Genomic DNA, 21,040 nt, shown 5'->3' on the forward strand with positions numbered 1-21,040 from the left:
CATGTCGTCGAGGGCGAGGCGCGGGCCCCACACCCGCGGTGACTCGGACGGTGCCGTGCCGAGCCGTGGAACCACTGTCGCAGGGCAGCCTGTGCGGAACCGGCGGGACGCCTATGTCTCGGCTGAATCGCTCAGCGGCGTGCGGCCTTGCGGCGGAACAGCCACGACCCCCATGCGACGGCCACGGCGAGGATGACCAGGCACCAACCGATCGCCCACCACGGCTGCGCCCCGAGTTCGGTGCCCGTGAGCAGACCGCGGATCGTGTCGACGATCGGTGTGATCGGCTGATGCGCGGCGACCGGCTGCAGCCAGCCGGGCATGCTCGCCACGGGCACGAAGGCACTCGAAAGGTAGGGCAGGAACAGGAGGATGAATCCGTATCCGTTCGCTCCCTCCGGACTTCCCGCCGCCAGGCCGATGGCGGCGAACAGGTAGGTGATCGCGAGGATGTAGAGGGCGATGAGCCCGGCCAGCGCGACCCACCCCGCGATCGTCGCCTCGGGGCGGAAGCCGACGAGCACCCCGACGCCGATCACGATCGCGGTCGCGACGACGTTGCGCACGAGGCTCGCGACGACGTGACCGGTGAGCACGGCGCTCGCGCGGATCGGCATGGTGCGGAAGCGATCGATGATGCCGTTCTGCATATCGCTCGCGACGTACAGGGCGGTCGACGACGCCCCGAAGCCGGCGCAGGTGAGGATGATGCCGGGGACCACGTAGTCGACGTAGCCTCCGGACGGGTCGATCGCCCCGCCGAACACCCACGTGAACACGAGCATGAGCATCACGGGCAGCAGGATCGCCATGAGCAGCGATTCTCCGTCGCGCAGCGAGCGACGCAGGCTGCGGCCGACGAAGACCGCTTCGGCGGTGATTCCGCGAAGGCGCGGGCGCACGGCGACGGCTGACGCGGCGGATGCCGTGGACACGGCGTTCATACTCGCTCCTCGAGGGATGTCGTGGCGGTGACGGCGAGGAAGACGTCGTCGAGGGTCGGGCGCCGGAGGGTCACGACGCCGTCGCGGTGTTCGTCGAGGTCGTCGAGCGCTCGCCGGAGGCCGGCGATGCTCCCGTCGGTGGGGATCGCGCGTACGAGATCGCCGTGCTCGTCGTGCAGCTCGACGGTGTCGCCGCCGATGCGCGCCTTGAGCTCGCCTGGTGTGCCGATCGCGGCGATGCGTCCCTCGTGCAGCACGGCGATCCGATCGGCCAGCTGGTCGGCCTCTTCGAGGTACTGCGTCGTGAGGACGACCGTGGTTCCTGCGGCGGAGAGGGTGCGGATGATGTCCCACAGATCCCGGCGACTCCGCGTGTCCAGCCCCGTGGTCGGCTCGTCGAGGAACAGCACTTCCGGCGTCACGACGAAGCTCAGTGCGAGGTCGAGGCGTCGGCGCATGCCGCCGGAATAGGTGCGGACGGGGCGGGCGGCGGCATCCGCCAGGGAGAACTGCGCGATCAGTTCGGTCGCACGGCGTGCGGCCGAGCCGCGGTCGAGCCCCGCGAGCCGCCCGAACATGACGACGTTCTCGATCGCGGAGAGCGCGTCGTCGACCGCCGCGGCCTGACCGGTGAGACTGATGCGTCGTTGCACCTCGGTGCGCTGCGACGCGGTGTCGAATCCTGCGACGGTCGCCGTGCCGGCATCCGCGTCGAGGAGGGTGGTGAGGATGCTGATGGTGGTGGTCTTGCCCGCGCCGTTCGGGCCGAGCAGGGCGAAGACTTCGCCGCGTGCGACCGCGAAGTCGAGGCCGTCGATGACGACGTCCGCTCCGAACGCCTTGCGCAGGCCGTGCACGTCGACCGCTGGGGTCATGAGTCCGTTCCTTCCGTGATGGTGGCGTCTGCGTGGGACAGACTGTGTATGTGATACGCAACTGTGTATGACAGTAACACACTGTTTACATAATAAACAGAAGTAGGATGGACCCATGACCGACGACGATGCTCCGGAGCTGCCTCGGGGCATCGCCCTCGCGTGGGGCGTCGCCGCCGACCCGCAGCGCGGACCGAAGCGCGAGATGAGCGTCGAGCGGATCGTCGACGCCGCCGTGGAGCTCGCCGACGCCGACGGCATCGGCGCCGTGTCGATGGCTGCCGTGGCGTCCGCGCTCGGATTCACGTCCATGTCGCTGTACCGCTACGTGAGCGCCAAAGACGATCTCCTGCTCCTCATGCAGGAGCAGGCGACCGGCGTGCCACCCGAGTCGGTGCGCCTTCTCGACGGATGGCGCGCGAAACTGCTCGCACTCTACGTCGAGCAGGTGCTGCTGTATCAGCGGCACCCCTGGATGCTGTCGCTGCCGATCACCGGGTCCCCGATCACGCCCAACAGCTCCGCCTGGCTGGATGCCGGACTGGCCGCGCTCGACGGCACCCCGCTCACCTCGGAGGAGCGCGTGGCGGTGGCGCTCGCCGCGACCGGCGCCGCGCGGTGGTGCGGGATCGTGCAGGCCGGGTACACCGAGCAGTCGCGCGGGAGCGGGTTGTCGCCCGATCAGGTCGCGATCCGCGAGGCAGAGCTCTACGACCGCGTGATCAGCGCCGAGGAGTTCCCGGCGCTGCGGCGCGCGATCGACGACGGTGTGTTCACCTCGCCGGCAGATCCGTTCCGATTCGCGATCGAGCGCGTGCTCGACGGCGTCTCGGCCTACATCGACGGGCTCGAGCGCGGCGCGCCTCATGAGCAGAACGACGACTGGATCGCTCTCGATCCCGCCGAACTCGCCGGCGACCGCCGTGTGAAGGATGCACAGAAGGCCGTGCGCGAGGCGGAGAAGGCTCTCCGCGACGCGCGCAAGGCGGAGCGCCAGGCGGTGCGGGATGCCAGTGAGCGTCTTTCACGATCCCGTCGATGAACCCGCGGGATCGTCGGATCCAAGATCACACGAGTCACACGGGTTTACACGCGTCCCAGCAAGCACATAGAGTGTGCTCATCGTAGAAAGGGGTACGTGGGATGCCCGAAGTTCCTGATGTCCGATTCCTGACGGTGGCCGAGGTCGCCGAGCTGATGCGCGTGTCCAAGATGACCGTGTATCGGATGGTGCACGCTGGGGAGCTGCCCGCCATCCGCTTCGGCCGCAGTTTCCGCGTGCCGGAGTCGGCCGTCGCCGACGCCCTGCAGCGGCCGATCGCCGACGTCGGCTGACGCGGTGGCCGAGCGGTCCGCACCGAGGTGACAGGACGGCCCGTTCGGTTTGCTAGACTGATCCGAGGCATTTTTCCGTGCCCGTACCCGGGTGTCCGTCACCGTGCGACTCCCAGCCCCTGACTTAGTGAGGTTTCCGTGGGTTCTGTCATCAAGAAGCGCCGCAAGCGCATGGCGAAGAAGAAGCACCGCAAGCTGCTTCGCAAGACTCGCCACCAGCGCCGCAACAAGAAGTAAGCGGCCCGACACTGAGCGCCTGTCTCCGGACGGGCGCTTCGTGTCTCCGCCCACGGTCGTCCCCGTCGTCGAGGAGCATTCCATGAAGTCGATCACCGTCACCGAACTCGCCGAGCGTGCGAACACGCCGCTCATCGATGTGCGCGAGGCGCACGAGTTCGCCGCAGGGCACGTGCCCGGCGCCGTGAACATCCCGATGTCGGAGATCGGCAACCGGCTGGAGGAGCTCCCGGCCGAGTCGTTCGACGTCATCTGCCAGGCGGGCGGCCGCTCCGCACGCGTGGTCGAGGCCCTCGAGGCCCGCGGCTACGACGCCACCAACGTCGAGGGCGGCACGGGCGAATGGATCGCGCAGGGGCGCGAGGTCGAGGTGCCGTCGGCGTGACCACGCTGACGCTGATCGGCAAGCCCGACTGCCATCTCTGCGACGTCGCATCCGAGATCGTCGACGCGGTCGTCGCCGAGCTGCCGGATGCGGCGGCTGAGAGCATCGAGATCGTCGAGGCGTCGATCGCCGACGACCCGGCGCTCTACGAGCTGTGGTGGGAGAAGATCCCCGTCATCCTGATCGACGGCGAGCTGCACGCGCACTGGCGCGTCTCGCCCGACCGGCTGAGCCATGCCCTCGAGGACGCCGTCCGCCGCGGGGCATCGAACGAGCGGAGTGAATCGCTGTGAGCATCCGTCATGTGGTGTCGTGGAAGATCGCGGCCGACGATCCTGCCGTCCGCGCCGAGCACGCGGCTGAGGTCGCGCGTCGCCTGAACGCCCTCGACGGCGTGGTGCCGCAGATCGAGTCGATCTGGGCCGGAGCGAACGACGCGTATCCCGATGCGAACTGGGACGTCACCCTGGTCGCCGACTTCGCGTCGATCGAGGCGCTGGAGCAGTACCAGGTGCATCCTGCGCACGAAGAGGTCGTCGCGTACGTGCGCTCCGTCGTGTCGGGCCGCGTCGCGGTCGACGTCGAGCTCTGACACGGAGCCACCGCGTTCGCAACACAAATGTAACCGGCGGAAACCCGTCCTCGTTCCGTCGGGCGGGGCCGCGCATGTTTAGATGTTGTCCTACCCGTCCGTGGGCGCCACGCCCTCGTCCCCTCAGGAGCTGACATGCAGCGTCGCAACATCATCGCCGGGATCGCCCTCGCGGCGACCGCCACCCTCGCCCTCGCCGGCTGTGCGGGCGGCAGCGGCGGATCCGGCGGCGGCGACGGCGCGGCGGACGACCCGTACGGCCTCGTCGAGGCGGGCACCCTCACGGTCTGCTCCGACATCCCCTACCCGCCCTTCGAGTTCGAGGGCGGCGACAACGGCACCGGGTACACCGGCTTCGACATCGACCTCCTCGACGCGATCGCCAAGAAGCTCGACCTCAAGCTCGCCGTGCAGGACGTGGGCTTCGACGCACTGCAGTCGGGCACGACGCTCGCCGCCGGCACGTGCGACATCGGCGCCTCGGCCATGACGATCACCGACGAGCGCAAGGCGAACATCGACTTCTCCGACCCGTACTACGACTCGCTGCAGTCGCTGCTCGTGCGCACCGACTCGGGCATCGAGTCGATCGACGACCTCAGCGGCAAGAACGTCGGCGTGCAGCAGGGCACCACGGGTGAGGCCTACGCCAACGCGAACGCGACGGGCGCGCAGATCGTGCAGTACCCCTCGGACGGCGAGCTGTGGCCCGCGATGCAGGCCGGCCAGATCGACGCGATCCTGCAGGACCAGCCGGTGAACCTCGAGCACGAGAAGGCCGACAGCGCCTACAAGATCGTCGAGGAGTACAACACCGACGAGTCCTACGGCTTCGCCTTCGCGAAGGGTGAGAAGACCGAGCTGCTCGACGCGGTCAACGGGGCTCTCACCGAGCTGCGCGACAGCGGCGACTACCAGAAGATCTACGACACCTACTTCACCGCGAACTGACCCGGGAGTAGGCAAGGGATCGGGAGGACCTTGACAATGGCGTTGAGGCGCACCACCAAGAACAAGATCTATCGGTACACCGTCTACGTCCTGCTGATCGCGATCGCCGTCTGGGCCGCGATCAGCACGGACTGGGCGCGGATCGGTCAGCTCTTCTTCAACCCCGAGGTCGCGGTGAAGATGCTTCCGGGCATCCTCACCACGGCCCTGGTGAACACGCTGTGGTTCACCGCCGTCGCGTTCATCGGCGGACTGCTCCTCGGAGTGCTCCTCGCGCTGATGAAGCTGTCGGAGATCGGGCCGTTCCGCTGGATCGCGACCGCATGGATCGAGTTGTTCCGCGGGCTGCCCGCGATCCTCACGATCTTCGCGATCGCGTTCATCCTGCCGATCGCGCTCGGCGTGCCGGGAACCCGGCTCGGCGGACCGGTCGTCCTCGGACTGATCGGTCTCATCCTCGTCGCCTCGGCGTACATGGCCGAGACGATCCGCGCCGGCATCCAGGCCGTCCCGAAGGGGCAGACCGAGGCCGCGCGCTCGCTCGGCATGTCGCCCATGAAGACGACGTTCTGGATCGTCGTCCCGCAGGGCTTCCGCATCATCATCCCGCCGCTGACGAACGAGTTCGTCCTGCTGCTCAAGGACACCTCACTGCTCTTCGTCGCGGGTACCTTCATCTGGTCGAAGGAGCTCACGAACTTCGCACGTGACGCGGCCACTCAGAACGCGAACGGAACGCCGCTCATCATGGCGGCGATCCTCTACCTGATCGTGACGATCCCGCTGACGCGTTTCAGCGCGTGGCTGGAGCGACGGATGGGACGAGCACGATGACCACCGACCTGATCGACGTGCACGCGCCCGTGATCGACGTGCAGGGCCTCGTCAAGTCGTTCGGCGACAACGAGGTGCTCAAGGGCATCGACCTGACCGTCACGGCCGGTGAGGTCGTGTGCGTGATCGGTCCGTCCGGCTCGGGCAAGTCGACGCTGCTGCGCTCGGTGAATCTGCTGGAGGAGCCGACCGGCGGCAAGGTGCTCATCGAGGGCATCGACATCACCGACCCCGACGTCGACATCGACCGTGTGCGCACCCGCATCGGCATGGTGTTCCAGAGCTTCAACCTGTTCCCGCACCTCAGTGTGCTCGACAACCTCACGATCGCGCAGCGTCGTGTGAAGAAGCGCACCAAGGCGGAGTCCGAGCGCATCGCGCATGAGATGCTCGGACGGGTCGGGCTCGCCGAGAAGGCCGGTGCGTTCCCGGGACACCTGTCGGGTGGTCAGCAGCAGCGCGTCGCGATCGCACGCGCGCTGTGCATGAACCCCGACATGATGCTGTTCGACGAGCCGACGTCGGCGCTCGACCCCGAGCTCGTCGGCGAGGTGCTGCAGGTCATGCGCTCGCTGGCCAACGAGGGCATGACGATGCTGGTCGTGACGCACGAGATGGGTTTCGCCCGAGAGGTCGGATCGCGCTTGATCTTCATGGACGGCGGCCACATCGTCGAAGAGGGCGATCCGCACGAGGTGCTCGCGAATCCGCAGCATCAGCGCACGAAGGACTTTCTCTCGCGCGTGCTCTGACCGATGAAGAAGCCCCTCGCCATCCTTGGATGACGAGGGGCTTCTGCGTGTCGCGGCGTCGGGTCAGTCGACCTCGACGACCTCCGCGTCGGCGGCGTTGCGCCGCACGGAGTCGATGCCGTTCAGCGCGCTCGACTTCGAGGAGTAGCCCTCGCTGATCGCGATGACCTCGCCGTTGCCGGCCTTGAGGCGGAACCGGTACTCGCCGGCCTTGTCGGTGTACAGCTCGAACTTTCCTGCCATGAGGCGTCCTTTCTCTCTCGGGTCGAGGGAACGGCGCCCCTCGGGGATTACGGTATCCCGGAGTATCGGTTCAGGGATAGAGCGTGGATCCGGATGCCGCGAACTCATCCGCGCGGGTGCACCGCCACCGGCTCGGGCGCCACCGCGATGCGCACGCGGTCGCCGAACGACGGGTGGATGCCGGGGGAGTGCTGCAGGCGCACGAGCTCGCCCGATTCGGTGCGCACGAGGGTGCGTCGCATGCTGCCGAGGAACGTGCTCTCCTGCACGAGCGCGTCGGTGGCGGCATCCGCCTCGGACGCGAAGTGCACGTTCTCGGGACGCAGATACACGTCGACAGGGCCGTCGGCCGGCGACTGCAGCGGCAGCCGCTGACCCCACACCACGACGTGGTCGCCCTCGGCCACCCCCGAGACGACGCTCGACAGGCCGACGAACGCGGCGACACCGGCCGTCGACGGCGTCGTGTAGAGCTCCTCCGGCGTGCCGATCTGCTCGATGCGCCCGGAGTTCATGACCGCGATCCGGTCGGAGACCGCGAGAGCCTCCTCCTGGTCGTGCGTGACGAAGACCGTGGTGATGCCGAGGCGCAGCTGGATGCGGCGGATCTCGTCGCGCAGCTGCACCCGCACCTTCGCGTCGAGGGCCGACAGCGGCTCGTCGAGCAGCAGGACCTTGGGCTCGGTCACGAGAGCGCGCGCGAGCGCCACTCGCTGCTGCTGGCCGCCCGAGAGCTGGTGCGGGAAGCGGTCGGCGAAGTCGCCGAGCCCGACCAACGCGAGGGCGTCGAGCGCGCGCGTGGTCGCCTCGGCCTTGCCCACGCCACGACGGCGCAGACCGAATGCGGTGTTGTCGACGACACGAAGGTGCGGGAACAGCGAATACGACTGGAACACCATGCCGATGTCGCGCTTGTTCGTGGGGACCCGCGAGACGTCACCGCCGTCGAGCAGCACGGCACCGCTGTCGAGACCCTCGAGCCCCGCGAGGACGCGGAGCAGGGTGGTCTTGCCGCAGCCTGACGGGCCGAGCAGCGAGACGAACTCGCCCGGCGCGATATCGAGGTCGACGCCGTGCAGCACCGTGTTGCTGCCATAGCTCTTGACGATGCTCTGCAGCTGCACGCGCGTGCCCTCGCCGGCCTCGGCGAGCAGGATGTTGTCGGCGGTCTGGGGGAGGGTCATGAGCGGGCCTTTCCGGTGCCGCGCGCGACGCGGCCGATGAGGAGGAGCAGGACGAAGACGAACGCCAGCGCCAGCAGGGTGAAGATCGCCGGTGCGTAGGGGTCCTGCTTCTGCACGACGACCATGGCCGTCTGGAACACCTGACGGTTCAACAGCGAGGCGATCGTGAACTCGCCGAGGACGACGGCGATCGAGATCAGGGACGCCGCGAGGAGGCCCTGGCGCAGGTTCGGCGCCAGCACCTTCAGCACGACCGTGGGCCAGCTCGCACCGAGCGATCGTGCCGCCTCCGCGAGCGTGCGCAGGTCGGCGGCGTCGATCGAGGCCTGGATCGACCGGTACGCGAACGGCAGCACGGTGATGCCGTAGGCGAACGCGAGGGTCCAGGTGCCGGTGCCGAGGGAGCGTCCGATCTGCAGGTAGATCGGTGCGAGACCGACCACGAGCACGATCGCGGGGATCGAGATCGGCAGCAGCACCGCGAACTCGAAAGCCGGCTTGAGCTTTCCGAAGCGCAGGTTCACCAGGATCATGGTCGGCGCGAGCAGCAGCAGAACGATCGCGACGGTGACGACGGCGAGGATGAGCGAGTTGCCCAGGCCCATCCAGATCGGGCGGATGGCGGCCGACCGCTCGGGGTCGAACAGAGCGGCCCAGCGCTCGAAGCCGAGCGTGCCGTCAGTCTGCCGCAGCGTGTAGAGGAACGTCGAGATCAACGGGATCGCGAAGAACGCGATCACGAGGATGCCGATGATCCAGCGCGTCACGGGGGACGGAGCGAGACGGTTCACGACTGCCACCTCGCAGCCCGGCGCTGGATGAGCGAATAGAGGGCCATGACGACTCCGACGATGACGATCATGCCGAGCGCGAGCGCGCCGGCGAGGTTCTCGCGTCCGAGCACGGTCTCGCTCGTGAGCGCCGCGCGGATCTGCAGCGGCACGATCTGCGCGCCCTGGCTCGCGAGGGCGGCGGCCGTCGCGTACGAGGAGAACGCGTTCGCGAACAGCAGCAGCAGACTGGCGAGGAACGAGGGCGCGAGCACCGGGATGCCGATGCGCAGCCAGAAGCTGGACCGGGTGCCGCCGAGCGTGAGGTTCGCCTCGGCCCACTGCGGCTTGAGCGCTGCGAGCGCCGGCATGAAGGTGATGACCATGAGCGGCACCTGGAAGTAGATGTAGGGGAGGATCAGGCCGGGCAGTTCGTAGAGCCACGTGCCGTTCTCGAAGATGTTGATGCCGAAGGTGTCTTCGAGGAAGAGCTTGACGACGCCCTGGATGCCGATCGTGGCGATGAACGCGAACGCGAGCATGACGCCGCCGAACTGCGCGAGAACGCCGGCTGCGGCATCCACCGTCGAGCGCACGGCTCCTTCGGGGTTCATGCCGAGCAGGGCGTAGCAGACGAGCGCGCCGACCACGGCGCCGATCACGGCGGTCAGCAGCGAGACGCCTGCGGAGTTGGCGAACGTGGTGAGGACGACGGGATCGGCGAGGGCCGAGACGTTCGTCCAGGTGAAGTCGCCGTCCTTCGTGAAGAACCCGGAGCCGATCGCGAGCACGGTCGGGACGGCGAGGAACAGCAGCACGTACGCGGCGAAGGGGACGAGTCCCAGCCAGGCGGCGGACGGCGCCGAGCGCGGGGCCCGCGACGATGTCGCAGGCCCCGCGCTGTGCGGAGCGGAGGGGACGGGGGCGGATGCCGAAGCATCCGCCCCCGCGGAGATGGCAGTGGTCACTGGACCGCCGCTGCCCACTTCTCGCCGAGCAGCGTGCCGGCGTTCGTCGACTGCTCCTCGGTCGGGACGACCGTCTCGGCCGGGACCTCGGGGAGAGCTGCGGCGAGGTCGGCGTCGATCGTGCCGGCCTCCGTCATCGCGTCCATGCGGGCCGGGCGCGCGCCGCCGGCGAGCCACAGGTTCTGCACCTCGTCGCTGTAGAGGAACTCCTGCCACAGGCGAGCGGCGGCCGGGTTCGGTGCGTCGACGTTCACGGCCTGGTTGTAGTAGCCGGCGTAGCCGGTGCCGTCGAACACGACGACCTTCCAGTCCTTGTTGTCGGCGACGTGCGTGGCGTTCAGGTAGTCCCAGTCGAAGACGACGGGGGTCTCGCCGCTCGCGATGGTCGCGGTGGTCACGTCGACCTTGAGGAGGTTGCCGGCCTTCTGCAGCTCCGAGAAGAAGTCGATGCCGGGCTGGTAGTCGTCGAGCGTGCCGTCGGACTGGACCGTCGCGAGGCCCACGGCGGCGAAGGCCGCGCCGGCCTGCGTCGGGTCGCCGTTGATCGCCACGGCGCCCTTGTAGTCGGCGCCGAGGAGGTCCTGCAGCGACTCGGGAGCCGGGTACTTCGAGGAGTCGTAGCCGATCGACATGTACCCGCCGTAGTCGCCGACGAAGAGGCCCGTCGACTCCTTGAGGGCGTCGGGGATGTCGTCCCACGTCTGCACCTTGTAGGGCGCGAAGTGATCGGTGTTCTGCAGCGCGACGGTGAGGCCGAGGTCGAACACGTCGGGAGCGGTGTCGAGGCCCTTGTTGGTCTCGGCGGCCTGGATCTCCTCGGCGCTGGAGACGTCGGGGGACGCCTCGTTGACCGTGATCTCCGGGTACTTCTCCATGAACAGGTCGATGATCTCGCCGTAGTTCGCCCAGTCGCGGGGCAGGGCGATGACGTTGAGCTGGCCCTCGGCCTTGGCGGCGGCCTCGAGGTCGGCGAAGGTGCCGAAGTCCTCGACGGAGGTGGCGGTGGCGGCGTCGACGGAGCCGTCGCCGGAGCTGCCGCTCGTGGCGTCGGCCGCGCCGGAGCAGGCGGTCAGGGCGAGGGCTGCGGTCGTGACCAGGGCAAGGCCGGCGCCGATGCGCGCGCGGCGGGTGAAGCGAGACATGGGTGTCCTCTCGGTGTCCGGCGCTGTGTGCCGGTATTCGGGTTGCGAGAGGAAACTACGACCCCGAAGTTGCCGATCGTGCGGGGTCGGGTGAACGGTCGGTGTCCGGATCGTGGCCGATTCGATGCGCCTCGGCCGGGCGTCAGGACATCTGTGCACAGGGATGCAGGATGCGCGGTGCGGCCGCGGGGGTCTGACATCCTGGAGGGATGGACATCGGCAGTGTGCTCGGGCTCGAGCAGCTCACGTGGGGCACGCTGATCCTCGTGATCGTCGCGGCGTTCGCGGCGGGGTGGATCGACGCGGTCGTGGGCGGGGGAGGCCTGCTGCAGCTTCCGGCGCTTCTGCTGATCCCCGGTATCTCGCCGATCCAGGCGCTCGCCACGAACAAGCTCGCCTCGGTGTTCGGCACGGCGACGAGCAGCGTGACCTACTACCGCAGGGCGAAACCCGACATCCGCACGGCGCTGCCGATGGCCGCGATCGCGCTGATGGGCTCGTTCGGCGGAGCTGCAGTGGCGACCGTGCTGCCCGCCGCCGCGTTCAAGCCGATCATCGTCGTCGCACTGCTCGCGGTGGCGCTGTTCACAGCGTTCCGCCCTCAGATGGGCGCCGCGACGAGACTGCGCTTCTCGGGCCACAAGCACTACATCACCGCCGGGATCGCCGGTCTCGTGATCGGCTTCTACGACGGGCTGATCGGCCCGGGCACCGGTACTTTCCTCGTCATCTCGCTCGTCGCGCTGCTCGGCTACGACTTCCTGCAGGCGAGCGCCAAGGCCAAGATCGTCAACCTCGCGACGAACGCGGGAGCGCTGCTGCTCTTCATCCCGCATGGCGCCGTGCTGTGGCTGCTCGGCGGCATCCTCGCGGTCGCGAACGTCGCCGGAAGCTACCTCGGATCGCGCATGGCGATCTCGCGCGGCGCGACGTTCATCCGCGTCGTGTTCCTGCTCGTGGTCGTCGCACTCATCGCCAAGCTCGGCGTCGACGTGTGGAACGAGAACATCGCGCCGGCGCTCGCCACGCTGCGCTGAGGAGGACGCGTTTCGTCTCGTCGCTGCGCTCCTCGCTCAACGACCGGAGCCTGCCCAGTCGTTGAGCGAGCGCAGCGAGACGAAACGCGCTCGACGCCGTGTCAGGCCTCGTCGTCCTCGGGCTCGTAGTCGACCCCGGCCTCGGCGCGCTGCGCGGCCGTGATCGGTGCAGGGGCGGCGGTCAGCGGGTCGAAGCCGTTGCCCGACTTCGGGAAGGCGATGACCTCGCGGATCGACTCGGTCTTCGACAGGTGCTGCAGCACGCGGTCCATGCCGAGCGCGATGCCGCCGTGCGGCGGGGCGCCGAACTTGAACGCCTCGAGCAGGAAGCCGAACTGCTCCTCGGCGACCTCGTCGCTGATGCCCATGACCTCGAAGACGCGCTTCTGGATGTCTTCGCGGTGGATGCGGATCGAGCCGCCGCCGAGCTCCGAGCCGTTGCACACGATGTCGTACGCGTAGGCGAGGGCCGAGCCGGGGTCGGTGTCGAATGTCGCCTCGAACTCGGGCTTGGGCCCGGTGAACGCATGGTGCACGGCCGTCCATGCGCCGGCGCCGACCGCGACGTCGCCCGACGCCACAGCATCCGCTGCCGGCTCGAACATCGGTGCATCGACGACCCATGTGAAGGCGAACTCATCGGGGTTCAGGTACCCGAGGCGACGGCCGATCTCGACGCGTGCGGCGCCGAGCAGCGCACGGCTCTCCTTGGCCGAACCCGCGGCGAAGAACACGCAGTCGCCCGCCTCGGCGCCGACGAGCTCGGCGAGACCAGTCTGCTCGGCCTCGGACAGGTTCTTGGCGACGGGGCCGCCGAGGGTTCCGTCCTCGTTGAAGAGCACGTAGGCGAGTCCGCGCGCCCCGCGCTGCTTGGCCCAGTCCTGCCAGGCGTCGAGCTGCTTGCGGGGCTGGCTCGCGCCGCCGGGCATGCGCACCGCGCCGACGTACTCGTTTTGAAAGACGCGGAACGTGGTGTCGGAGAAGTACTCGGTGGCCTCGACGAGCTCGAGACCGAAGCGCAGGTCGGGCTTGTCGGAGCCGTACTTCGCCATCGCCTCGGCGTATGTCATGCGCGGCAGCGGGGTCTGCACCTCGACGCCGATCGTCTTCCACATTGCGACGACGAGACGCTCCATGAGCGCGATCACGTCTTCCTGGTCGACGAAGCTCATCTCGATGTCGAGCTGCGTGAACTCCGGCTGGCGGTCGGCGCGGAAGTCCTCGTCGCGGTAGCAGCGCGCGATCTGGAAGTACTTCTCCACACCGCCCACCATGAGCAGCTGCTTGAACAGCTGCGGCGACTGGGGGAGCGCGTACCAGCTGCCCGGGTGCAGACGTGCGGGCACCACGAAGTCGCGGGCGCCCTCGGGGGTCGACCGCGTGAGGGTCGGCGTCTCGACCTCGGTGAAGTCCTCGGTGTGCAGCACGTCGCGGATCGACTTGTACACGTCGGAGCGCAGACGAAGAGCGGATGCCGCCTGCGGGCGCCGCAGGTCGAGGTAGCGGTACTTGAGGCGAGCCTCCTCGCCGACGGTCTCGGTCTCGGCGAGCGCGGTCGACACCTGGAACGGCAGTGGCGCGGACTCGTTGAGCACGACGACGTCGGACGCGATGAGCTCGATCTCGCCCGTGGGCAGGTTCGGGTTCGCGTTGCCCTCGGGGCGACGCGAGACCTCGCCCGTGACCTGGAGCACGAACTCGTTGCGCAGCGGGTGGGCCACCTCCTCGTCGCGGATCACGACCTGGGCGATGCCCGACGCATCCCGCAGATCGATGAACGCGACTCCTCCGTGATCACGACGGCGATCCACCCACCCCGTGAGGGTGACGGTCTGGCCGATGTGCTCAGCTCGCAGGGAGCCGGCGGAGTGAGTGCGAAGCACGGAGGATTCCTCCTGATCTGGGAAATGGCGAACCCGCTCATTCTACGTGTGCGCGCACCGCCTCCCCAGCCGGGAGCCGGGCGCTCAGTATGATCGGCATCGACGAAAGGGCGAACCCATGGACTCCAACGGCATCTCCGACCTCTACGCCTCGATCTTCTCGGGCACCACCGGGCTCATCGCCCTCGTCTTCTACGTGATCGTGGTGATCGGCCTGTGGAAGATCTTCACGAAGGCCGGATACCCCGGCATCCTCGCGATCATCCCGATCGTGAACATCGTGTTCCTCGTGAAGATCGCAGGCATGTCCGGGTGGCTCGCGCTGCTGTACCTGATCCCGATCGTCGGCTGGATCTTCGGCATCATCGTGGCGATCAAGCTCGGAGAGCGGTTCGGCAAGGGCGGCGTCTTCTCGTTCTTCCTGCTCTTCCTTCTCCCGTACATCGGCTACCTGATCCTCGGGTTCGGCGAGTCGCGGTACAGCAAGGCCTGACATGCTGGCGGCGCGACTGCACCTCGTCCGTCATGGTGAGGTGCACAATCCGGCGCGGGTGCTCTACGGGAGACTGCCCGACTACCACCTGAGTCGGGCGGGGCGGAAGATGGCCGCTGCGGCTGCCGACCACGTCGCGGGCCTCGATCGTCCGGTGACTGCGCTGTACGCGTCGCCGCTCGAGAGGACGCAGGAGTCGGCCGAACCCTTCACCGAGCGCTTCGGCCTGGTGCCGGAGCTCGATGCGCGTCTGATCGAGCCCGCGAACGTGTTCGAGGGCACGCAGATGAAGCGGTCGCTGATGAACCCCCTCAACTGGTGGCATCTGCGGCAGCCCTCGCTGCCGAGCTGGGGCGAGCCGTACACGTCGATCGCGGAACGGATGCTCGGCATCATGGGCGAGGCCTGGGATACCGCGAGCGACGGTGACGTCGTGATGGTGTCGCACCAGGCGCCCATCTGGATCACGCACCTGCGGGTCGCCGGTCTGCCGCTCAGGCATGATCCCCGCACCCGGCGCTGCGCGTTGTCGAGCGTCACGTCGTTCGAGCGCGTGGGCGACGTCTGGCGCGAGGTCGCCTACGCCGAACCGGCGGCGACCGGCGGGGCGGTCGACGTCGGCGCCGTCTGACGAATCTCGCGTCAGTGCTCCGCGGCGATCAGGGACTGGATTACCCCGACCGCCGCGATCTGTCCGGCGGTCGCAGCGATCATCACGGCGGCCATGGGCCCGGGCAGCGACGCCCGGTGGGCGAGGTCGCCCGCCGCGAAGACACCGGGCACGGAGGTTCGTCCGAACTCGTCGATCTCGATCGCGCCGGAGTCGAGCATCCCGAGTCCGAGCTGGTGCGCGAACGGCGCCTGCTGACGCATCGAGCCGGAGGCGACGAAGATCCCGGCCACGGTGTGCTCGGCATCCGCGGTGCGCACCACGACGTCGTCGCCGACACGAGCGACCGAGTCCACGACGGCGCTGCTCACGCGTGCGCCGCGCGCCTCGAGCGAGGCGATCTCCTCGTCGGTCAGTGGCTCGTCGACGGGCACGACCGTGATCTCGCCGACGATGCGACCGAGCAGCGAGATGAGGTGCTCGGCCCGGGCGGCGCCCCCGAGGATCGCGATCGGCCGACCGGCGTGCTCGTGCCCGTCGCAGAACGGGCAGGCGAACGCCTTCACGCCCCACAGCTCCGACAGCCCGTCGATCGGGGGCAGATCGTCGGCCATGCCCGTCGCGAGGATCACGGCGCGAGCGGATGCCGACTCGCCGCCGGGCAGCGCGACGACGACGTCGCCCTCGACGCCGCCGACGCTGCGCGCCTCGACGTCGCGGATCTCGACGTCGGCGTACTCGGCGAGCTGGGCGCGCGCCGCGGCGCGGAACTCGGCGGGCGGGGTGCCGTCGTTCGCGATGACGTTGTGCATGTGCTGCACGGTGCCGTTGCGGTAGTGGCCGGAGTCGAGCAGCAGGGTCGAGCGGTGCATGCGGCCCAGGGTCAGGGCCGCCTGGAGTCCGGCGGGGCCGCCGCCGATCACGATCGCGTCGTACATGGGTGTCCTCTCGGGGGAGTTGCGTTCCCGACCAGTGTGTGACTTCATGTTGACATGAAGTCAAGTGCCGAGCATCCATGGTCCGTCGGCGAGGTCGCCGAACGCTTCGATCTGCCCACGAACGTGTTGCGGCACTGGGAGTCCGTGAGGCTGCTCGATCCGCCGCGCGACAGCGCGGGGCGACGCCGCTACGGAGAGGATGAGGTCGTGCGCATCGCGGTGATCCAGCGCAGCAAGGCCGCCGGCATGACGCTCGAGCAGATCGCGGTTCTGCTCGACGACAGCGCGCGAGGCCGCCACGAGGTGCTGCAGCAGCATCTCGACGACATCGACAGGCGCATGGAGGAGATGCGGCGCTCGCGCGAGATGACCGAGCACGCCATGAACTGCCGCGCGCACGACATCGCGACGTGCCCGCGCTTCCGGGCGGGGGTCGACGACGTGCTGGCGCGGTTCTGAGGCCCGCGCCGTCCCGCCCCGTCCGGCCTATGCATAGGAACCCGCGCGTAAACTGGGAATCGTGCCACTCGCCTCGACGGACCGTCCGATCCGCAGCGGCCGCCCCTCCCGCATCCGGCGCTCTCGCCGTGCGGTCGGTGCCGCGCTCGCCGCGGTGCTCGCCATCGGCTTGAGCGCCTGCGCCCCCGACGCGGTCAGCGACTCGTTCCTCAGCGGTGACAACACCGGCTACGTGGCGGCCGACGGCGCGATCGTCGAGATCCCCGTCGCCGACCGCGGCGAGCCCGTCGTCTTCGGCGGCGTCACGGAGGACGGCGAGGACTTCGACAGCGCCGACATCGCCGGCAAGGTGACGGTCGTGAACTTCTGGTACGCCGGGTGCGCTCCGTGCCGTCTGGAGGCGAAGGACCTCGAGACCGTGTGGCAGGAGCAGGGCGGCGACGGCGTCGCCTTCGTCGGCATCAACACGCGTGACCAGGCCGACACGGCCAAGGCGTTCTCCACCGAGTTCGGCGTGACCTACCCGAGCCTGATCGACGTCGACACCGCCGAGGCGAAGCTCGCGTTCGCCGAGGTGACGCCCATCCAGGCCACCCCCACCACGCTCGTGCTCGACAAGCAGGGTCGGGTGGCCGCGCGCATCATCGGCCCGATCGACGGCACCTCGGTCCTCTCGACTCTCGTCAAGGACGCGCTGGCGGAGGACTCGTGAGCCCGGCGGGGGCGCCGTGAACCCCGAGGCCATCATCGGCTCGGGCGCCCTGTGGCTCGCCGTCCCGGTCGCGATGCTCGCGGGTCTCGTCTCGTTCCTGTCGCCCTGCGTCCTGCCGCTCGTCCCCGGCTACCTCGGATTCCTCGGGGGAGCGGTCGCTCCCCGCGGCGGAACCACCACGACGGATGCCGCGGCACCCGCTCGTGGTCGGCTGCTGCTCGGCGTACTCCTGTTCATCCTCGGCTTCAGCATCGTCTTCATCGCCTTCACGGTGCTCGGCGGCACCGCCGGAGTGTTCTTCCTCGTCTGGGGCGACCTCATCACGCGCATCCTCGGCGTCGTCATCATCCTCATGGGGCTCGTGTTCCTGGGGATCTTCGGGTTCGCACAGCGCGAGCTGCGCTTCCACGTCGACTCGAAGTACGGCATGATCGGCGCCCCGCTGCTCGGCATCGCCCTCGGCCTCGGATGGGCCCCGTGCATGGGCCCGACACTTGCCGCGATCCTCGCGCTGTCGTTCAACGCCGGCGACCCCGTGCGTGCCGGATTCCTCGGCCTCGCGTACTCGCTGGGCCTCGGCATCCCGTTCCTGCTCGTGGCGCTCGGGTTCGGCTGGGCCAGCCGGACGGTCGGATTCCTGCGCCGCCACATCCGCGTCGTCAACATCATCGGCGGCGTGCTGCTGATCGTCCTGGGCATCCTCATGGTGTCGGGACTGTGGACCGACATCATGTCGCGCCTGACGGCGGTGATGAGCAATGTCACGACCCCGCTCTGACGATGAGAAGCCCGACCAGAGGACCCCTCGTTCCGTGAAGACCACGACCAGCGACACCAGCAGCGACCCGCTCCGCCCGTCCGACCACGTCGACGGCGGCGACGACGCGATCACGCAGCCGCGGCTCGGATTCGTCGGCTGGCTGCGGTGGGGGTGGCGTCAACTGACCTCGATGCGCACGGCGCTGATCCTGCTGCTGGTCCTGGCGATCGCCGCGATCCCCGGCTCGATCTTCCCGCAGCGCATGGCCGACCCCAACGGTGTGACGCAGTGGCAGCGCGACAACCCCGATCTCTTCCCCGTGCTCGACGGGCTGAAGATGTTCGACGTCTATCTGTCGCCGTGGTTCTCGGCGATCTACCTGCTGCTGTTCACCTCGCTCGTGGGGTGCGTGATCCCGCGTATCAAGCACCACGCGAAGGCGCTGCGCGCGCTGCCGCCGCGCACGCCCGCCCGCCTGAAGCGCCTCGCCGACTTCCGCGCGGTCGACCGCACGTCGACGGATGCCGCGGCCGACGCCGCCGCCACGATCGACGTCGCCCAGAAGCAGCTCAAGGCGCTGGGATACCGGGTCGAGCGGTATGACGACAAGCGGTCGGCTTCGGTCTCCGCCGAGCGCGGCTACTGGCGTGAGACCGGCAACCTGCTGTTCCACCTTGCTCTCGTCGGCGTGCTCATCACGATCGGCGTCGGGGGAGGGTTCGCCTACACGGGCCAGCGGGTGCTCGTCGAGGGCGAGACCTTCGCGAACACGCTGCTCGACTACGACTCCATGAACCGCGGGCGCTTCGTCGGCGACGGAGCACTGGCCCCGTACTCGATGCGCCTCGACACGTTCGACGTCAGCTACCAGCCGTTCGGCGAGCCGGGCTCCGGCCAGGCCGGCAACTTCTCGGCCAACGTCACGGTGCTCGAGAACGGCGAGGAGCGCACCGGCGCCGTGAAGGTCAACGAGCCTCTCGGGGTCGCCGACGACAACGTCTTCCTGCTCGGCAACGGCTATGCGCCGACCATCACGGTGCGCGACCCCGAGGGCGACGTCGTGTTCACGAACAGCACGCCGTTCCTTCCGCAAGACAACAACATGACCTCGCTCGGCGTCATCAAGATCCCGGACGGTCTCGCGGAGCAGGTCGGTCTCGTCGGCTTCTTCTACCCGACGACGGGTGTGCTCGAGAGCGGCGCGTTCTTCTCCGCCTACGGCGACCTGACGAACCCGACGCTGACGCTCGACGTGTACACCGGCGACCTGGGCATCGATGACGGGGTGCCGCGATCGGTGTACGTGCTCGACACCGACGGCATGACGAAGGTTACCGGGCGTGAGACGGATCTCGAATCCATCGAGCTGAGCCCGGGCGACACCGCCGAGCTGCCGAACGGACTCGGCACGGTCGAGTTCGAGGACGAGTCTCCGGCCGGAGCGACCGACGCCTCGCAGTCGGTCAAGCGCTTCGCATCCCTGCAGATCCACCGCGACGCCTCCGGTCCCTGGGTGCTCGGCTTCGCCCTGCTCGCGTTGGGCGGCCTGATGCTCGCGCTGTTCGTGCCGCGGCGCCGCGTCTGGATCAAGGCGACCCCGGGCGACGGCGCGGTCTCCCTCGAGTACGCGGGTCTCGCACGCGGCGAGGATCCCACCCTGGCTCTCGCCGTCGACGACATCGTCGCGGGTCACGCGCGCCTTCTCGACGCGGCCGGCGTCACGACGGCGGCTCCGACGACGGAGGCGGATGCCGAGGATGCGGGCGACGGGTCGTCTCGCTCCGCTCGCTCGACGACCGCGCCTGCGCACGAGCCCGACAGCCCCGCATCCGACACCCCGAAAGTAGACTGACACCATGTTCGAACTCGAAGTGATCTCTCCGGTCCTGCTGTGGACGGCGATCGCGATCTATGCGGCGGCCTTCGTGGCCTACGCCTTCGACCTCGCACGTCGGTCCCAGCTCACGGCGGATGCGGCGAGCGTGCGCGAGTTCGAGCTCGTCGGCGCCCGCGGCGGCGCGGTCACGGCGGCCGCGAAGGGCGGTGTGACGGCATCCGGTTCAGATGCCGCTCCGAAGCGGTTCGTCATGGCCCGCATCGGCACCTCGCTCACCGTGCTCGCGTTCCTGTTCCACCTCGCGGCGACCCTGACGCGCGGCTTCGCGGCGGGGCGCGTCCCCTGGGCGAACCTCTACGAGTTCGCGATGACCGGCACCCTGCTGATCGTCGCGGTGTTCCTCGCGGTGCTGATCAAGCTCGACCTGCGCTTCCTCGGCACGTTCATCACGGGTCTCGTGGTGATCCTGCTCGGTCTCGCGGCGACGAACTTCTACGTCGAGGTCTCGCCCCTCATGGACCCGCTGAAGAGCGTGTGGCTCGTGATCCACGTGTTCGTGGCCTCGCTGGGGACGGCGTTCTTCGCGCTCGCGTTCTCGCTGTCGGTGATCCAGCTCATGCAGGCGCGGCGCGAGCGTCTGATCGCCGAGGGTGCCGAGAAGGCCGGCCCGGGGTTCCTGCGCACGTTCCCGACCGCCGAGCGCCTCGAGAGCATGGCGTACCGGTTCACGATCATCGGCTTCATCCTCTGGACCTTCACGCTGATCGCCGGATCCATCTGGGCGTACTACGCATGGAGCCGCTTCTGGGGCTTCGACGTCAAGGAGACCTGGACCTTCGTGATCTGGGTGCTCTACGCCGGCTACATCCACGCGCGCGCGACGCGCGGCTGGCGCGGAAACCCCTCGGCCTGGCTGTCGATCGTGGGCTTCTCGGCCGTGATCTTCAACTTCACGATCGTGAACGTCTTCTTCAAGGGCCTGCACGCCTACTCCGGCCTGAGCTGATCCGTTCCCGGTCACAGTTTCGGAGTTCGGACCCGACACGCCGCGTATCCCTTCGGATGCGCGGCGTGTCTCGTCTCGGCTCCGAAGCCGTGC

General features: G+C 68.7%; 26 protein-coding genes. 17 read left to right on the forward strand and 9 right to left on the reverse strand.

Going from position 1 to position 21,040, the window contains the following annotated elements; translation table 11 throughout:
- Positions 1-131 precede the first annotated feature (131 nt).
- Entirely contained in the window at positions 132-944 is an 813-nt protein-coding gene (locus tag ACIPYT_RS08060; protein WP_401072383.1) for an ABC transporter permease, read from the reverse strand.
- Positions 941-1,819, reverse strand: a complete 879-nt coding sequence (locus ACIPYT_RS08065; RefSeq protein ID WP_401072385.1) for an ATP-binding cassette domain-containing protein — start codon at positions 1,817-1,819, stop codon at positions 941-943. Before ACIPYT_RS08065 ends, ACIPYT_RS08060 begins: the two co-directional genes overlap by 4 nt.
- 115 nt (positions 1,820-1,934) lie before the next feature.
- On the opposite strand from ACIPYT_RS08065, the gene ACIPYT_RS08070 reads away from it, so the two are divergent.
- The 9 genes from ACIPYT_RS08070 (at position 1,935) to ACIPYT_RS08110 (ending at position 6,905) form a co-directional block, all read left to right on the forward strand.
- Entirely contained in the window at positions 1,935-2,861 is a 927-nt protein-coding gene (locus ACIPYT_RS08070) for a TetR family transcriptional regulator (RefSeq protein WP_401072387.1), read from the forward strand.
- 101 nt (positions 2,862-2,962) lie between these two features.
- Positions 2,963-3,154: a helix-turn-helix domain-containing protein gene (locus ACIPYT_RS08075; RefSeq protein WP_042538977.1), complete on the forward strand. Its 192-nt coding sequence runs from the start codon at positions 2,963-2,965 to the stop codon at positions 3,152-3,154.
- 138 nt (positions 3,155-3,292) lie between these two features.
- Positions 3,293-3,391 (forward strand): 30S ribosomal protein bS22, encoded by a 99-nt coding sequence (locus tag ACIPYT_RS08080; RefSeq protein ID WP_003792170.1) that lies wholly within the window; start codon positions 3,293-3,295, stop codon positions 3,389-3,391.
- A gap of 82 nt (positions 3,392-3,473) precedes the next feature.
- On the forward strand, positions 3,474-3,776 hold the full coding sequence (locus ACIPYT_RS08085; RefSeq protein WP_400815337.1) for a rhodanese-like domain-containing protein: 303 nt from the start codon (positions 3,474-3,476) through the stop codon (positions 3,774-3,776).
- The gene (locus tag ACIPYT_RS08090) at positions 3,773-4,069 is read left to right on the forward strand and encodes a glutaredoxin family protein (RefSeq protein WP_401072389.1); all 297 of its coding nucleotides are present in this window, start codon (positions 3,773-3,775) and stop codon (positions 4,067-4,069) included. Before ACIPYT_RS08085 ends, ACIPYT_RS08090 begins: the two co-directional genes overlap by 4 nt.
- Positions 4,066-4,368 carry a Dabb family protein gene (locus tag ACIPYT_RS08095; RefSeq protein WP_401072391.1) on the forward strand — a complete coding sequence of 101 codons (303 nt, stop codon included), beginning with the start codon at positions 4,066-4,068 and terminating at the stop codon, positions 4,366-4,368. The genes ACIPYT_RS08090 and ACIPYT_RS08095 overlap by 4 nt, the downstream gene beginning before the upstream one ends.
- Before the next feature lie 135 nt (positions 4,369-4,503).
- On the forward strand, positions 4,504-5,319 hold the full coding sequence (locus ACIPYT_RS08100; protein WP_401072393.1) for a basic amino acid ABC transporter substrate-binding protein: 816 nt from the start codon (positions 4,504-4,506) through the stop codon (positions 5,317-5,319).
- A gap of 36 nt (positions 5,320-5,355) precedes the next feature.
- The gene (locus tag ACIPYT_RS08105) at positions 5,356-6,153 is read left to right on the forward strand and encodes an amino acid ABC transporter permease (protein WP_401072395.1); all 798 of its coding nucleotides are present in this window, start codon (positions 5,356-5,358) and stop codon (positions 6,151-6,153) included.
- Positions 6,150-6,905, forward strand: coding sequence for an amino acid ABC transporter ATP-binding protein (locus tag ACIPYT_RS08110; RefSeq protein ID WP_401072397.1), 756 nt, complete (start codon positions 6,150-6,152; stop codon positions 6,903-6,905). Before ACIPYT_RS08105 ends, ACIPYT_RS08110 begins: the two co-directional genes overlap by 4 nt.
- Positions 6,906-6,968: 63 nt before the next feature.
- Here the strand turns inward: ACIPYT_RS08110 and ACIPYT_RS08115 are convergent, their stop codons facing one another.
- The 5 genes from ACIPYT_RS08115 to ACIPYT_RS08135 form a co-directional block, all read right to left on the reverse strand.
- A complete protein-coding gene (locus ACIPYT_RS08115) occupies positions 6,969-7,148 on the reverse strand; it encodes a YegP family protein (RefSeq protein ID WP_401072399.1) in 180 nt (59 codons plus the stop codon).
- Positions 7,149-7,252: 104 nt separating this feature from the next.
- On the reverse strand, positions 7,253-8,332 hold the full coding sequence (locus tag ACIPYT_RS08120; protein WP_401072401.1) for an ABC transporter ATP-binding protein: 1,080 nt from the start codon (positions 8,330-8,332) through the stop codon (positions 7,253-7,255).
- Complete coding sequence (locus ACIPYT_RS08125) at positions 8,329-9,123, reverse strand: ABC transporter permease (RefSeq protein ID WP_401072403.1); 795 nt, start codon at positions 9,121-9,123, stop codon at positions 8,329-8,331. Before ACIPYT_RS08125 ends, ACIPYT_RS08120 begins: the two co-directional genes overlap by 4 nt.
- Positions 9,120-10,070 carry an ABC transporter permease gene (locus ACIPYT_RS08130; protein ID WP_401072405.1) on the reverse strand — a complete coding sequence of 317 codons (951 nt, stop codon included), beginning with the start codon at positions 10,068-10,070 and terminating at the stop codon, positions 9,120-9,122. The genes ACIPYT_RS08125 and ACIPYT_RS08130 overlap by 4 nt, the downstream gene beginning before the upstream one ends.
- The gene (locus ACIPYT_RS08135) at positions 10,067-11,212 is read right to left on the reverse strand and encodes an ABC transporter substrate-binding protein (RefSeq protein WP_401072407.1); all 1,146 of its coding nucleotides are present in this window, start codon (positions 11,210-11,212) and stop codon (positions 10,067-10,069) included. The genes ACIPYT_RS08130 and ACIPYT_RS08135 overlap by 4 nt, the downstream gene beginning before the upstream one ends.
- A 209-nt stretch (positions 11,213-11,421) precedes the next feature.
- Here ACIPYT_RS08135 and ACIPYT_RS08140 point away from each other — a divergent pair, with 209 nt between their 5' ends.
- Positions 11,422-12,249 (forward strand): sulfite exporter TauE/SafE family protein, encoded by an 828-nt coding sequence (locus tag ACIPYT_RS08140; protein WP_401072409.1) that lies wholly within the window; start codon positions 11,422-11,424, stop codon positions 12,247-12,249.
- 101 nt (positions 12,250-12,350) lie between these two features.
- Here ACIPYT_RS08140 and aspS read toward each other — a convergent pair whose 3' ends face one another.
- Complete coding sequence (gene aspS, locus ACIPYT_RS08145; protein WP_401072411.1) at positions 12,351-14,132, reverse strand: aspartate--tRNA ligase; 1,782 nt, start codon at positions 14,130-14,132, stop codon at positions 12,351-12,353.
- 118 nt (positions 14,133-14,250) lie between these two features.
- On the opposite strand from aspS, the gene ACIPYT_RS08150 reads away from it, so the two are divergent.
- On the forward strand, positions 14,251-14,625 hold the full coding sequence (locus tag ACIPYT_RS08150) for a DUF5684 domain-containing protein (protein WP_401072413.1): 375 nt from the start codon (positions 14,251-14,253) through the stop codon (positions 14,623-14,625).
- Between the two features lies 1 nt (position 14,626).
- Positions 14,627-15,256, forward strand: coding sequence for a histidine phosphatase family protein (locus ACIPYT_RS08155; protein ID WP_401072415.1), 630 nt, complete (start codon positions 14,627-14,629; stop codon positions 15,254-15,256).
- An 11-nt stretch (positions 15,257-15,267) separates the two neighbouring features.
- On the opposite strand, the gene ACIPYT_RS08160 is transcribed toward ACIPYT_RS08155, so the two are convergent.
- Entirely contained in the window at positions 15,268-16,173 is a 906-nt protein-coding gene (locus ACIPYT_RS08160; protein WP_401072417.1) for an NAD(P)/FAD-dependent oxidoreductase, read from the reverse strand.
- Between the two features lie 54 nt (positions 16,174-16,227).
- Here ACIPYT_RS08160 and ACIPYT_RS08165 point away from each other — a divergent pair, with 54 nt between their 5' ends.
- From ACIPYT_RS08165 to ccsB, 5 genes are all read left to right on the forward strand, one after another.
- Positions 16,228-16,632 (forward strand): MerR family transcriptional regulator, encoded by a 405-nt coding sequence (locus ACIPYT_RS08165; RefSeq protein WP_401072419.1) that lies wholly within the window; start codon positions 16,228-16,230, stop codon positions 16,630-16,632.
- A 61-nt stretch (positions 16,633-16,693) separates the two neighbouring features.
- On the forward strand, positions 16,694-17,344 hold the full coding sequence (locus ACIPYT_RS08170; RefSeq protein ID WP_401072421.1) for a TlpA family protein disulfide reductase: 651 nt from the start codon (positions 16,694-16,696) through the stop codon (positions 17,342-17,344).
- Between the two features lie 16 nt (positions 17,345-17,360).
- Positions 17,361-18,122: a cytochrome c biogenesis CcdA family protein gene (locus ACIPYT_RS08175; RefSeq protein WP_401072423.1), complete on the forward strand. Its 762-nt coding sequence runs from the start codon at positions 17,361-17,363 to the stop codon at positions 18,120-18,122.
- Positions 18,103-19,956 carry a cytochrome c biogenesis protein ResB gene (locus ACIPYT_RS08180; RefSeq protein WP_401072425.1) on the forward strand — a complete coding sequence of 618 codons (1,854 nt, stop codon included), beginning with the start codon at positions 18,103-18,105 and terminating at the stop codon, positions 19,954-19,956. Before ACIPYT_RS08175 ends, ACIPYT_RS08180 begins: the two co-directional genes overlap by 20 nt.
- A 4-nt stretch (positions 19,957-19,960) precedes the next feature.
- Positions 19,961-20,947, forward strand: coding sequence for a c-type cytochrome biogenesis protein CcsB (ccsB, locus tag ACIPYT_RS08185; RefSeq protein ID WP_401072427.1), 987 nt, complete (start codon positions 19,961-19,963; stop codon positions 20,945-20,947).
- The last annotated feature ends 93 nt before the right edge of the window (positions 20,948-21,040 follow it).

This window comes from Microbacterium sp. NPDC089695 (genome assembly GCF_044749085.1).
Lineage (GTDB): Bacteria > Actinomycetota > Actinomycetes > Actinomycetales > Microbacteriaceae > Microbacterium.